The organism is uncultured Agrococcus sp. (assembly GCF_945915485.1).
In the GTDB taxonomy this organism is placed as follows: Bacteria; Actinomycetota; Actinomycetes; order Actinomycetales; family Microbacteriaceae; genus Agrococcus.
Map to the genome: position 1 here is coordinate 1 of NZ_CAMEFJ010000010.1, position 13,205 is coordinate 13,205.

At 65.2% G+C, this 13,205-nt stretch carries 13 protein-coding genes and 1 pseudogene; 2 read left to right on the forward strand and 12 right to left on the reverse strand.

What is annotated here, in order from left to right:
* Positions 1 to 600: 600 nt before the first annotated feature.
* Positions 601 to 1,896, reverse strand: a complete 1,296-nt coding sequence (tyrS, locus tag Q0O95_RS03340) for a tyrosine--tRNA ligase (RefSeq protein ID WP_293695259.1) — start codon at positions 1,894 to 1,896, stop codon at positions 601 to 603.
* Positions 1,897 to 2,009: 113 nt separating this feature from the next.
* Between tyrS and Q0O95_RS03345 the strand changes: the two genes are divergently transcribed.
* Both Q0O95_RS03345 and Q0O95_RS03350 read left to right on the forward strand, forming a co-directional pair.
* Positions 2,010 to 2,684, forward strand: a complete 675-nt coding sequence (locus Q0O95_RS03345) for a LysR family transcriptional regulator (RefSeq protein ID WP_293695261.1) — start codon at positions 2,010 to 2,012, stop codon at positions 2,682 to 2,684.
* Positions 2,681 to 3,160 (forward strand): hypothetical protein, encoded by a 480-nt coding sequence (locus tag Q0O95_RS03350; RefSeq protein ID WP_293695263.1) that lies wholly within the window; start codon positions 2,681 to 2,683, stop codon positions 3,158 to 3,160. Before Q0O95_RS03345 ends, Q0O95_RS03350 begins: the two co-directional genes overlap by 4 nt.
* A gap of 12 nt (positions 3,161 to 3,172) precedes the next feature.
* Here Q0O95_RS03350 and argH read toward each other — a convergent pair whose 3' ends face one another.
* The 11 genes and pseudogenes from argH to argC form a co-directional block, all read right to left on the reverse strand.
* Positions 3,173 to 4,585: an argininosuccinate lyase gene (gene argH / locus Q0O95_RS03355; protein WP_293695265.1), complete on the reverse strand. Its 1,413-nt coding sequence runs from the start codon at positions 4,583 to 4,585 to the stop codon at positions 3,173 to 3,175.
* 161 nt (positions 4,586 to 4,746) lie between these two features.
* Positions 4,747 to 5,667 (reverse strand): ornithine carbamoyltransferase, encoded by a 921-nt coding sequence (gene argF / locus Q0O95_RS03360; protein ID WP_293695267.1) that lies wholly within the window; start codon positions 5,665 to 5,667, stop codon positions 4,747 to 4,749.
* Positions 5,668 to 5,842: 175 nt separating this feature from the next.
* On the reverse strand, positions 5,843 to 6,445 hold the full coding sequence (locus Q0O95_RS03365; RefSeq protein WP_293695269.1) for a DJ-1/PfpI family protein: 603 nt from the start codon (positions 6,443 to 6,445) through the stop codon (positions 5,843 to 5,845).
* A 43-nt stretch (positions 6,446 to 6,488) separates the two neighbouring features.
* Positions 6,489 to 6,704: pseudogene (locus Q0O95_RS03370) on the reverse strand (citrate/2-methylcitrate synthase); the annotation flags it as partial.
* Positions 6,638 to 6,784 carry a hypothetical protein gene (locus Q0O95_RS03375; protein WP_293695271.1) on the reverse strand — a complete coding sequence of 49 codons (147 nt, stop codon included), beginning with the start codon at positions 6,782 to 6,784 and terminating at the stop codon, positions 6,638 to 6,640. The gene Q0O95_RS03375 and the pseudogene Q0O95_RS03370, both read right to left, overlap by 67 nt.
* A gap of 21 nt (positions 6,785 to 6,805) precedes the next feature.
* A complete protein-coding gene (gene prpB, locus Q0O95_RS03380) occupies positions 6,806 to 7,705 on the reverse strand; it encodes a methylisocitrate lyase (RefSeq protein ID WP_293695273.1) in 900 nt (299 codons plus the stop codon).
* Positions 7,706 to 7,725: 20 nt separating this feature from the next.
* A complete protein-coding gene (locus Q0O95_RS03385; RefSeq protein WP_293695275.1) occupies positions 7,726 to 9,261 on the reverse strand; it encodes an MmgE/PrpD family protein in 1,536 nt (511 codons plus the stop codon).
* Positions 9,262 to 9,288: 27 nt separating this feature from the next.
* The gene (locus tag Q0O95_RS03390) at positions 9,289 to 9,957 is read right to left on the reverse strand and encodes a GntR family transcriptional regulator (RefSeq protein ID WP_293695277.1); all 669 of its coding nucleotides are present in this window, start codon (positions 9,955 to 9,957) and stop codon (positions 9,289 to 9,291) included.
* A gap of 166 nt (positions 9,958 to 10,123) precedes the next feature.
* Complete coding sequence (argB, locus tag Q0O95_RS03395; RefSeq protein WP_293695279.1) at positions 10,124 to 11,029, reverse strand: acetylglutamate kinase; 906 nt, start codon at positions 11,027 to 11,029, stop codon at positions 10,124 to 10,126.
* Positions 10,998 to 12,155 (reverse strand): bifunctional glutamate N-acetyltransferase/amino-acid acetyltransferase ArgJ, encoded by a 1,158-nt coding sequence (gene argJ, locus Q0O95_RS03400; RefSeq protein WP_293695281.1) that lies wholly within the window; start codon positions 12,153 to 12,155, stop codon positions 10,998 to 11,000. Before argJ ends, argB begins: the two co-directional genes overlap by 32 nt.
* Positions 12,152 to 13,204, reverse strand: coding sequence for an N-acetyl-gamma-glutamyl-phosphate reductase (argC, locus tag Q0O95_RS03405; RefSeq protein ID WP_293695283.1), 1,053 nt, complete (start codon positions 13,202 to 13,204; stop codon positions 12,152 to 12,154). The genes argJ and argC overlap by 4 nt, the downstream gene beginning before the upstream one ends.
* Between the last annotated feature and the right edge of the window lies 1 nt (position 13,205).

Genomic DNA, 13,205 nt, shown 5'->3' on the forward strand with positions numbered 1-13,205 from the left:
TTGCCGCCGTCCCGCCGGCCAGATGTCGTCTCGCCCACCCCGCCGAGACTTGCCAGCGAAACGCCCTGCGTGCTGGGCAGCAGCGGCTGACGCGCAGCGTTCGCGCCGTGCACGCCGAGGCGCCGACCACGGGCGGTGCGGGTGAGCGGCCGATTGGTTCCTCCAAACTCCGCTATTCACGAATCCTCTTCCCGGCAAACTCACCGGCTGGCAATACCCGAACAACGGCATTGTGGCGTTTCGTAAAGCCGGCTCAGTAGGCATCCTGCGAACAGGGCGGAGGTGCTTCGTTGCGACAACCTCGGCGCTTCGACCGAGTTGACGGTGGTCACTCTTCTCGTGTCCGACCGCCCAAGAATGAATGAGACGCATGATCTTCCACTCAGCCCCAGACCGCGGCACAGGCGGGGTAGCGCAGGAGCGTCGTGCTCGGGAGCCGCGGGGCCGACTTCGTACTTGTCGCACCGTGGTTTCTGCCGTCCGCCGCGTTTCGTGTTCGCCGCGTCTCGTGCGTGAACGTTGGCTGAGTCGACCGTGGGCCCGGCATGTCGCAAGGCACTCACTGCTCCGAAGTCGGAACTGCTCCGCGTGCTGGATGCGTCAGTCGGAGACTCGCGCGGCCGCGAGTGTTTTCTTGCCGCGGCGAAGCACTGCGTAGCGACCGTGCAGCAGGTGGTCGGCGATGGTCGCCTCGGCATCCTGAACGCGCACGTTGTTGACCGAGACAGCACCTTGCTGGAATGCCCTTCGTGCTTCCGAGAGGCTCGTGACCAGCTGCGTGTCGCGAAGCAGTTCCGCTATCGATGTCGCCGGCGAGGCGTCGACGACTTCGAGTGACTCGACCGCCTGGCGCAGGGCATCCTCGCTGAGTGCTGCAAGATCTCCGCTGCCGAAGAGCGCTGATGAGGCATCGATGGCCTCGTGCGTCGTCTCGGTACCGTGCACGAAGCTCGTCACTTCGAACGCGAGTCGCTTCTGGGCGACACGTCGGAACGGTTCTTCCTCGACTGCGCGAGCGAGTTCATCGATCTCTGCGCTTGACAGGAATGTGAACGCTTTGAGCAGCTTGACGACGATCTTGTCATCCTGGTTCAGCCAGAACTGGTACATGGCGTACGGAGACGCGAGTTTGGCATCGAGCCAGATCGCGTTGCCCTCGCTCTTGCCGAACTTCTTGCCGTCAGCGTCGGTGATCAGCGGCGTACCCAGTGCATGCGCGTGCACGCCTTCCGCCTTGCGGATGAGCTCGGTGCCGGCGGTCAGGTTGCCCCACTGATCGCTGCCGCCGAGCTGCATCGTGCATCCGTAGCGCAGGAAGAGCTCTCTGAAATCGAGGCCCTGCAGCACTTGGTAGCTGAACTCCGCGTAAGAGATCCCGTCGTCGGAATCCATCCTGGCGGCGACGGCATCCTTCTTCAGCATCGTGCCGACCCTGAAGTGCTTACCGATTTCGCGAAGGTAGTCGACGGTCGACATGGGTGCCGTCCAGTCGAGATTGTTCACCAGCTGCACTGCGTTCTCGCCCTCGTCGGAGAGGAACCTGAGCATCTGCTTTCCGAGGTACGTGACCCATTCCGCAACGGTTTCGCGCTCATTGAGCTGTCGTTCACTCGTAGGTTTCGGGTCACCGATGAGGCCCGTCGAACCGCCCACGAGCGCGAGGGGTCGATGCCCTGCGAGCTGCAGGCGTCGCATCACGATCAGTTGCGCCAGGTTGCCAAGGTGCAGGCTCGGCGCTGTCGGGTCGAATCCGCAGTAGTAGGTGATGGGGTCTCCGGCCAGCGCCTCGCGCAGAGCGTCCTCGTCGGTTGACACGTGGACGCTGCCTCGCCAGACGAGTTCATCCCATACGTTCTCGAACGCAGGGTCGAGCTGAATCGGAGCCGGAATCTGCATGATGACAACAGTAGTGCTCCTGCGGTCGGAAACGCATATCGGCACGCATCCGGTTAACAACCCTGAGGGGTTGATTGATTGATGGTGAACCGTATAGGGTTCAGTGAAAGACGGTGTCGTCTCTGGACGACACCCAGTCCGTCCGCGCCAAGCGGTCGGTGATCACCTCGGGAGGCATCGTGTTCGTCATAACAGCGGACCAGCGCGGCTCGCGCCGAACAGGAAGTCGCGCAGCATCACGCATGCGAGAACTCAGCGAAAAATACGACGACGATCTGCTGTTGCCGATCGCGCACTACGCAGGCGACGAGCTGCAGTTCGTGAGCGAAAGCGCGACCGCAGTAACAGCGATCAGTCTGGAGATGAACAATGATGCCTGGTACGTCGGCATCGGCATCGGCGGAGGGACCCTCGGCGAAACCGCCGCGGATTCCCACGGCGCGGCGTTCGAATACGCGCGCGAGGCGGTGACATCGGCCAAGCCGCTCCCCTGGGGCATCGCCGTGCGAGCCGACGACGACGAACTCGGAGCGGATGCGGAGGCAGGGCTCGCGCTGCTGCAGGGAATCCGTTCGAAACGAACCGATTCGGGCAGTGACATCGCTGAGCTGGTCGCAGAGCTCGGCAGCGTCACGGCAGCAGCAGAAGAGCTGGGCATCAGCGTCAGCGCAGCGTCGAAGCGAGCGCGCATCGCGCTGTTGCGTCACGAAGCGCTGGGCCTCCCGCTCGCGGCACGGCTGCTCGCCTTCGCGAATGGGTCGGAGGTCCGTGGGACGGTGGAAGCATGAACTTCGCGAAATCCTTCCCGGGGCTCATCACGATCGCCGGTATCGGCGCCGTGATCGCAATCGCCGCGTGCGTCGTCGCCGCGATGCTGCCGCCCGTCCCGCAGTGGATGGCCGTCGGAATCGTCACGACGGCTGTCATGGCGTCATGGGCGCACGGCTGGTTCGTCGTGAAGCTCACGTTCGAAGTCGCCGACCCTCCCACGAGTCCGCTGGAAAGCGGTCGCCAGCCGCTCGCTCCCCCGGCGGGCACAATGCGAGGAGGATGGATCATCGGCTTGCTCGAACGGGCTGCCACGACAGCAGCCATCGGAGCAGGGCTGTTCGTCGCGCTCGCCGTCATCGTGGCGGTCAAGGCGGTCGGTCGATTCGGCGAACTCGACAAGCCGGAGTCGCGTGAGCGCTTCATCATCGGCACGCTCGCATCCCTCGGCACAGCCGCGCTCTGGGGTGCCGCCGCCTACCTCTGGCGCATTTGACCCACTGCTCTGCTATGCGCCCGCAACAGCCGAGAGTCGCGCCTCAAGCGCTTCGAGCTGATCCGCGACAGCGGATGCCGCTGTTCCTCCGACACCGTTCCGGCTCGAAATCGCACCGTCTACGGTCAGTACCTCGCGCACGCCGGGTAGCAGGTGCTTGCTGATCGCTGCATAGTCCTGATCGCTCGGTTCGTGCAGCTCAAGCCCTCGCTCTTCGCAGAACCGCACGAGTTCCCCGGAGATCTCGTGCGCATCCCGGAACGGCACGCCCTCGCGCACGAGCCACTCCGCGACGTCGGTCGCGAGCGAGAAACCCTGGGGGGCCAGTTCGCGCATCCGCTCGGTGTCGAACGAGAGCGTCGCGACCATGCCCGCCATCGCCGGCAGCACGAGCGCGAGCTGGTCGACGGAGTCAAACACCGGCTCCTTGTCCTCCTGCAGGTCACGGTTGTACGCGAGCGGGAGCGCCTTGAGCGTTGCGAGCAGCCCCGTCAGGTTGCCGATGAGCCGGCCGGCCTTCCCGCGCGCCAACTCTGCTATGTCGGGGTTCTTCTTCTGAGGCATGATCGACGACCCCGTCGAGAAGCCATCGTGCAGCTTCGCATAGCCGACCTCGCTCGTCACCCAGAAAATCACTTCTTCGGCGAGGCGCGACAGGTCGACGGAGATCTGAGTCAAGACATACGCGAACTCCGCCGTCACGTCTCTCGCGCTCGTCGCGTCGATCGAGTTACGACTGGGTGAGGCGAGCCCCAGCTCGCCAGCTACGAGCGCCGGGTCGAGGCCAAGCGATGAGCCCGCGAGCGCCCCTCCCCCGTACGGAGACTCGGATGCGCGTGTACGCCAGTCGCGCATCCGCTCGAGGTTGCGCAGCAGCGGCCACGCGTGCGCCAACAAGCTGTGCGAAAGCAGCACGGGCTGCGCGTGCTGCAGGTGCGTGCGACCGGGCATGGGGGCATCCGGATACGCAATCGCCTGCTCAACAAGGGCCGCGATGACCGCGCGTACGCCGCGACCAAGTCGCTCCGACTCGTCGAGCATCCAGAGCCGGATGAGCGTTGCAATCTGGTCGTTGCGGCTGCGGCCGGCGCGGAGTCGACCGCCGAGTTCGGCGCCCGCGACTTCTATCAGCCCGCGCTCGAGCGCACCGTGGACATCTTCGTCGCTGTCCGCTGCGACGAACCGCTCGTCGGTCACTCGCGCCGCGAGTTCGTCGAGCGCCGCGTGCATGCGCACCAGTTCGTCATCGTTCAGGTACCCGGCCGCGTGCAACGCCGTCGCGTGCGCTTTCGAACCGGCGATGTCATACTGCGCAAGGCGCCAGTCGAAGTGCGTCGACTTTGACAACGCGGCCATTTCCGGGCTCGGGCCGGATGCGAACCGTCCGCCCCAGAGCGAGCCTTCGTTCGTGCCCTGCTGCGTCATTCGCTGGTCTCCTCATCGTCGTTGTCGTGCGGCTTCCGCCAGCCTAGCTGCGACGAAGTCATACTTGATTCGTTCGCCACGCTGAAAACTGCGGCGGAGCGGTGGGCAAAGTGGAATATCCACTTCGTCTCACGCTCCAATGTCATTTTCAGCGCGGCGCGCTACTGCTCGAGCAGCCAGGCCAGCAGGGACTTCTGCGCGTGCAGACGGTTCTCCGCTTCGTCCCAGATCACCGATTGCGGGCCGTCGATGACCTCGGCCGTCACCTCGAATCCGCGGTAGGCAGGCAGGCAGTGCAGGAAGATCGCGTCGTCAGCAGCCTGCTCCATGAGCTCGACATCGACTCGATAGGTCTCGAATCTGCGGAGGCGCTCTTCTTTCTCGGACTCCTGCCCCATAGACACCCAGGTGTCGGTCACGATGACATCCGCATCGGCTGCCGCTTCGCGCGCATCCACTGTGAACCCGGCGCTGCCGCCGGTATCGGCCGCAATCCGCTGTGCGTCCGCAAGGATATCGCCGCGCGGCGCCTCGTCCGCGGGCCCCGACAGCACGACGTGCATCCCGGCGGTCGCGCAGGCGAGCAGGTACGAATGCGCCATGTTGCTGGCGGTGTCGCCGAAGAACGCGAGTTTCTGGCCCGCGAGTTCTCCCCTGTGCTCCTTCACGGTGACGAGGTCGGCGAGAAGCTGGCAGGGGTGGAAGTCATCGCTCAGTGCATTCACGACGGGGATGGTCGTGCCGGCGGCCATCTCCTCCAGCCCCGACTGCGCGTACGTGCGCCAAACGACTGCAGCGAGCATCCGCTCGAACACTCGCGCGGTGTCCGCCACGGACTCCTTGCCGCCGAGCTGACTCTCGCCGGGATTGATGATAAGCGGGTTGCCACCCAGTTCGCTGATGCCCGTCGCGAACGAAAGCCTGGTGCGGGTCGACGTCTTGTCGAAGATGACAGCGACAGTCTGCGGACCCTCGAGCGGGCGCTCTGCGAAGCGATCGCGCTTCATCGCTATCGCGCGGTCGATGACCTGACGCTGCTCGTCGGGGCTGAGATCGTCATCGCGGAGGAAGTGGCGCGTCATGCAACAAGCTTATGCTCACAGCTCCCGACACACGAAACCGTGCTGCGCTGGGGCCAAAACATCGGTCTGTGCTGAGTGCCATGGCTATATACGGCGTTGGCCGCCGACATAGACCGATTTTTGGGCCCTCCGCCCGGGAGGGGCGATGTTCGAACGACGGCATCGCACGAAGAACTTAGGAGCGGCCGTCAGCGACGAACGGGTCGGCATCGGCGTCGGTCTGCACGATGAGTTCACCCCGGCGCGCTGCTTCCGCCGCGACGGCGTCACCGGCCAGATGCCGAATGAGGGCGTGTGCCATGTCGATGCCCGCGGAGATGCCCGATGACGTCCAGACGCGATCGTCCTCGACCCACCGTGCTCTGGCATCCCATTCGACGCGCTCGCCGAATCCCGTCGCCCAGTCGAAGGCCAGTTTGTTCGATGTCGCTCTGTGCCCGTCGAGGATGCCAGCTGCTGCGAGCAACGCGCTCCCCGTGCACACGCTGGTCGCCATCCGCGCGAGACCAGCCAGGCGAACCAGCTCGCCGAGGAAGTCCGCGTCGGACACCAGCGCGCGCGTGCCCATCCCGCCGGGAACCAGCAGGATGTCGGGCTCCTCGAGCGCGTTCAGGGAGTTGGGGGCTACGACTTCGACGCCCTGTGAGCTACGTATCGGCCCGGGGACGACGGCGTGGAAAACGCACTCGAAGCCATCTGCCAGCGAGAAGAGTTCGACGGGCCCGAATACGTCGAGCAGTTCGAAGCCGTCGAACAGCAGCACGTCGATGCGATTCATGACTGTCAATCTACGCGATGTCTCCGCGCAACCGGAGCGCTCCCTACCACCGCACGTGGCGTTCTTCGCCGGTGTAGATCGAGGGCGGGCGGATGAGCGCGTTCGCCGCGTTCTGCTCGAGAATGTGCGCTGCCCACCCTGTGACCCGCGAAGCTACGAACAGCGGTGTGAACGTGGGAATGTCGAAGCCCATCAGGAAGTACGTGGGCCCAGCAGGGCAATCGAGGTTCGGGTGGATGCCCTTGCGCTCGATGAACTCGTCGGCGAGCGCACGACAGCGGTGTACTCGTCGGGAACGTCAGCGAGACCCTTGAAGATTTCCTGTTGTTCTGCTTTCATGACTCTCTCCTCCTGCGGCGATTATCGTTCGACTCGGAAGTTGAACACCGATGTGTCGAAGTGGTTGTACGACTCGTAGTCGATGAGTTCGTAGAGGTCTGCGCGGTGCTGCATTTCATCCAGCTTGTCGCGCAGGTGCCCTGCATCCAGCAACGCATCCAGCGCGCGCTCCGTAGCTCCCATCGCCATGCGGAGCATGGACACCGGCCAGATGACCATGTTCATGCCGACGTCCCGGAGTTGCTCGACAGAGAACAGGTCGCTCTTGCCGAACTCCGTCATGTTGGCCAGCAGCGGGACTTCGACAGCTTTTCGCATCGCTTCGAATTCATCGAGCGTGCGCATGGCCTCCGGGAACACTGCGTCGGCTCCCGCGTCGACGAGCTGTTTTGCCCGCTCGAGTGCCGCGTCAAGCCCTTCGGCGGCCCGGACGTCCGTGCGTGCCACGATGAGGAAATTCTCGTCTCGACGTGCGTCGACGGCCGCGCGGATGCGTTTGATCGCGGTCTGCTCATCAACGACCTGCTTGCCGTCGAGGTGGCCGCAGCGCTTCGGGTTGATCTGATCCTCTATATGGCATCCCGCAAGACCCGCGTCCTCGAACTCTTGCACGGTTCTCGCGACGTTCATCGGCTCGCCGAATCCGGTGTCGGCATCGATGATCGCCGGGAGGTCGGTGACTCGCGCGATCTGCCGCCCGCGGGCTGCGACTTCGGTCTGGGTCGTCAGGCCGATGTCGGGAAGCCCGAGATCGGCGGAGAGCACGGCGCCGGAAATGTAGACCCCTTCGAACCCTTTCTGCTCGATGAGACGGGCGGAAAGCGGATTGAATGCACCCGGGAATCGCAGCAGCTCTCCCCCTTTCAGCCGAGTGCGGAGCAGTTCTCGCTTCCGTGTGGCGGTCGTCGTGGTGTACAGCACGGTGGTGCCCCTTCCGTGTTCTAGAACAGGCCGTTGTTCTGGCTTTTCGCGAGCGAGCCGGGAGCGGCCGTGATGGTGAGTTCTGCGAGTTCGCTCGCGTCGAGCTCGGGCAGGCGCTGCACGACTTCGAGGAACCGGTCGATCTCGGCGGGCTCGAGCACGCCCTCGGCGAGCGTCCTGAATTTCTCGATGTACTGGTCGCGAGCGAACGGGCGAGCACCCAGCGGGTGCGCATCCGCGACGGCGATCTCATCGCGGATCTCCGTGCCGTCCTCAAGCGTGATCACGACGGCACCCCCGAATGCCTTCTCGCCGATGTCGAGCGAGTGATAACGACGCGTCCACTCCGGATCCTCGACGGTCGTGACCTTCTGCCAGAGCTCCACTGTGTCCGCTCGCCCAGCGCGTTCCGGCGAGTAGGAGTCGACGTGGTGCCACGACCCGTCCTGCAGAGCAACCGTGAAGATAAACGGGATCGAATGGTCGAGCGTCTCTCTCGATGCCTTCGGGTCGTATTTCTGCGGGTCGCCGGCACCGGAGCCGATGACGTAGTGCGTGTGGTGCGAAGTGTGGATGACGATGGATGCGACCCGCTCCGGCCGTTCGACCAGTTCCGGGTGCTCGCGATGCAGCTTGCGCGCCAGGTCGATCCAGGCCTGCGCCTGGTACTCGGCCGAGTGCTCCTTCGTGTAGGTGTCGAGGATCGCCCGCTTGGCTTCCCCGGCTTCCGGCAGCGGCACTTCATAGGACGCGTCCGGCCCGTCGAGCAGCCAGGCGATCACGCCGTCTTCGCCCTCGTAAATGGGCGTCGGGCTGGTCTGCCCTCGCATTGCGCGGTCGACCGATTCAACGGCCATCTTGCCTGCGAACGCGGGAGCGTGCGCCTTCCATGTCGAGATTTCTCCCTTGCGCGACTGACGCGTCGCGGTCGTGGTGTGGAGCGCCTGGCCGATGGCCTGGAAGACGGTCTCGGTGCTGAGCCCCAGCAGCGTGCCGAGCCCGGCCGCGGCCGCGGGGCCGAGGTGCGCGACGTGATCGATCTTGTGCTCGTGCAGGCAGATCGCCTTCACGAGGTCGACCTGCACCTCGTAGGCGGTGGCGATCGCACGCACGACATCTTGGCCGCTCAGACCGTTGGCCGTCGCGCGGTGCTGGGCAACGGCGAGAATGGCGGGGATATTGTCGCCGGGATGCGAGTAGTCGGCCGCGAGGAAGGTGTCGTGGTAGTCGAGCTCCCGAACAGCAACTCCGTTGACCCAGGCCGCCCATTCGGGGCTCGTGCGGTCATCCGCGCGCAGGCCGAACACGGTAGCGCCCTCGCCGCCCGAGGAGACGGGATGCGCCTGCGCTTGGCCCCGGGCCGCAACGATCGGCGCCCTGTTCAGTGAGGCCGCCGCGACCGCCGCATTGTCGATGATGCGGTTGATGACCATGTCGACCACCTCATCGGTGACGGCGACAGGATCGGTCGCGATGGCTGCGAGTTTCCAGGCGAGCTGGTCTTCACGAGCAAGGTTCTCTTCTGATCGGTGGACACGAACGTTGTGGTGTTGCATTCTGACCCTTTCGGAGACGTTGCGCAATCAGGTGCGCTGGGATGACGACTCCGCCGTGTGCGACTCAAGTCGCGCGAGCGCGCTCGTGAGGCTGCGGCGGAGATGGATGTGGGTGGCGTGGGCCGCCAGCTCCGGGTCGCGTTCGAGAATCGCTTCGACGACCAGGAGGTGCTCTTCTGCCGCGCTGCGCAAACGATCGGCGTCGTGCTGCGAGAGGCGTCGGATGCGCGCGGAGTGCAGCCGGACACTCGCGAGGGCAGAGGAGAGATAGGAGTTCTGCGCTGCTTCGTCGATCGCCGCGTCCAGTGCGTCGACGATCTCGAAATAGCGACGGAGCCCGCCTTCGCTGTCGGCCAGCAGTTCGGGTGCCGCCAGCAGGTTACGCTGCAATAGCTCGAACGGAGCGGAACTGCCGCGACGGGCCGCGAGCGCCGCGGCATGCGATTCGAGCGCATGCCGCAGCTCGTACAGCGCACGGACCCGATCAGCGTCCATGTCGGTGACGACGAGCATCCGCGGCGACTGGGCTGTCACCAATCCGTCTGCGACAAGGCGCGAGAGCGCCTGTCGTATTGGCGTGCGGCTCACCTGCAGACGGTTCGACTGCTCGACTTCTGCGAGCACGGTGCCGGGCCGCAGCTTCCCCTCGAGGATTTCGTCTCGGAGGATCCGGTAGGTCTTTTCGCCGGCGCGCATCGGACCTCCTCAGTGATTCGCTCGTGCAGAGAATCGTTAATGTATACACTAAGCGAATTATTTAGAAAATCAAGGCCTGATTTTGCATCTATGGATACATAGCCTGCAAGCGCGCGAGATGCCGTTCAAAAACGAGGTTCTCGCGCGAGCGCACCGTGCGCAACGGCTATGCGATGACTTCCGTCCCCTGGCCCTCGTCGGTGAAGATCTCGAGCAGCATGGAGTGCTCTTCGCGGCCGTCGATGATCGCGGCTTTCGCGACACCGCCGCGTACGGCGTCCAGGCAGGCACGCATCTTCGGGATCATGCCCGACTCGAGCTTGGGCAGCATCCGCTCGAGCTCGTCGGCGTCCAGGCTCGAGATCAGCGAGTCGCGGTTCGGCCAGTCGCCGTACAGCCCCTCGATGTCGGTCAGGATCACGAGCTTCTCAGCGCCGAGAGCGACCGCGAGTGCTGCGGCCGCGGCATCCGCGTTCACGTTGAGAGAATCGCCCGGCCGGTCGCGGTCGGGAGCGATGGATGACACGACGGGAATCAGGTCGGCATCCAGCAGTCGTTGCACCGGCGTCGGGTCGACTCCGACGATGTCGCCGACGTGGCCGAGATCGACCGTGTCGCCGTCGATCTCGACGCGTTTCCGTACACCGGTGAAGAGACCGGCGTCTTCGCCGGAGGCCGACGCCGCGTACGGCCCGCGACTGTTGATGAGCGACACGAGTTCGCGCGAGACCTGCCCCGTCAGCACCATGCGCACGACATCCATCGCCTCGCGGCTCGTAACACGATATCCACCGCGGAACTCGCTCTCGACACCCCAGCGCTCGAGCGCAGTCGTGATCTGCGGTCCGCCCCCGTGCACCACGACGGGTTTGATGCCGACGTGTCTGAGGTAGACGACATCCTCCGCGAACGCACGCTGCAGCTCGGGCGTCAGCATTGCGTTGCCGCCGTATTTGAACACCATGATCGCGCCGCGGAATCGCTCGAGCCACGGAAGCGACTCGATGAGCGTTATCGCCTTGGCTCGTGCGACGTCGCGGCTAACTGGAGTACGCGGAGTTTTCGTGGACATAGTCGTGCGTCAAATCGTTCGTCAGAATGGTTGCTGCGCGCTCGCCGGCGTGCAGGTCGATGAGGATGTGCGTGCGCCGCGGCGTCAGGTCGCACTCTTCGCGGGGCCGGTCGGGGCCGCCCTTCGTGCAGAGTCGGACGCCGTTGAACGTTACGTCGACGTCGTAGGGGTCGAAGCTCGCGGACGTTGTTCCGATCGCGGCGAGCACGCGCCCCCAGTTCGGGTCGTTGCCGAAGATGGCGGTCATGAGCAGATTCGAGCGAGCGCACGAACGGCCGACTTCGACGGCTTCGTCTTCCGAGACGGCGCCGACGACTTCGATCTCGATGTCGTGACTCGCGCCTTCCGCATCGTGCAGCAGCTGCCGGGCGAGGTCGGCGCACACGGCCGTCACCGCTTCCTGCAGCGCCGCCGACCCCGGCGTCTGATCCGACGCTCCGCTCGCGAGCAGCACGACGGTGTCGTTCGTCGACATGCACCCGTCGGAGTCGAGTCGGTCGAACGTGACCCGGGTGGATGCCCGTAGCGCCGCATCCAGTTCGGCTGCGTCCGCGACGGCGTCGGTTGTGAGTACCACGAGCATCGTCGCAAGGCCCGGTGCGAGCATCCCTGCGCCCTTCGCCATACCGCCGACGCTCCAGCCGGCTCCACGATAGACAGCGGTCTTCGGCACCGTGTCGGTCGTCATAATCGCTTCAGCCGCGGCAATACCCGCTGCATCCGTATCGGCCAGCTCCGCGGCGAGGGCCGGAACGGCCGCTTCGAAACGTTCAACCGGGAGTTGCTCGCCGATCAGGCCGGTCGAGCAGACCACGACGTCTCGCGATTCGGCCCCGATCGCCTCGGCGGTCAGCTGCGCGGTGCGCTCCGTGACGCTGCTGCCCTGCTCACCCGTGAAGCAGTTCGCGCCTCCCGAGTTGAGCACGACCGCGCGAGCGCGACCATCGGCGACGACCCGTTCGCTGAACAGCACGGGTGCCGCTTTCGCGCGGTTCGCCGTGAACACCGCAGCCGCGACATCCAGGGGCCCGTTGTTCACGACCAGCGCGAGATCACGTGCGCCGGTGCTCTTGAATCCTGCCGCGGCACCCTGGGCTGTGAACCCGGAAGGCGTCGTGACGCTCACGGCGCGACGCCGTTTCTGGAGAGCCCCAGATCTTCTTCGAGGCCCAGCGCGATGTTCGCCGACTGCACGGCGGCACCCGCGGTTCCCTTGCCGAGGTTGTCGAGTGCGCACACGGCGATGACCGTACCGGCCCGCTCGTCGACCGTTACACCGATCAGCGCGGTGTTCGAGCCGACGACGTCGGCGACCTGCGGCAGCTGCCCCTTCGGCAGCACTTCGACGAAGTCTTCGCCGTCGAAGGCGCTCCTCCACACCGAGTGGATCTCCTCGCTCGTTTCACCGTCGACGAGCGGTGCGACGACGGTCGCCAGGATGCCACGTGCCATGGGGACGAGGACGGGCGTGAACGTGAGCCCGATGTCGTTCGAGGACACGCCCTCGGCAGCAACTCTCGCCCAGTTCTGCTTGATCTCGGGCACGTGCCGGTGCCCCGTCGTGGCGTAGGGGCGCGCGTTGCCCAGCAGCTCGGACGCGAGCAGATCGACCTTCGCCGCGCGTCCCGCCCCGCTCGGACCGACTGCGAGGGATGCGACGATGCGGCCTGTGTCGACCAGGCCGTTCGCGACACCGGGGGCCATCGCGAGTGTGACCGCCGTCGCGTTGCAGCCCGGCACTGCGATGCGCGTCGAACTGCGCAACAGTCTTCTCTGCTTGCCGTCCGTGGTCTCGAGCTCGGGCATCCCGTATGTCCAGGGTTCGGCGGGCTCGGTGCCGTAGTACTCGCGCCAATCTTCCGGGTGCTCGAGTCGATGGTCGGCTCCGCAGTCGATCACGAGCGCATCGTCGCCGATAGCTTCCGTTATCGCGGCGGATTGTCCGTGCGGCAGCGCAAGGAAGACGACGTCGTGACCGAGCAGGCGCTCCGGCGTCGTCTCCTGCAGCGTCAGGTGCGAAAACGATCGGAGGTTCGGGTGCAATTGCGCCAGCGGTTCACCCGCGTTCGAGTGCGCGGTGACCGTGGCGACTTCGAATTCGGGATGCGCTGCGAGCAGCCGCAGCAGCTCACCCCCTGCGTATCCGCTCGCCCCTGCGACAGCAACTGTAAACACG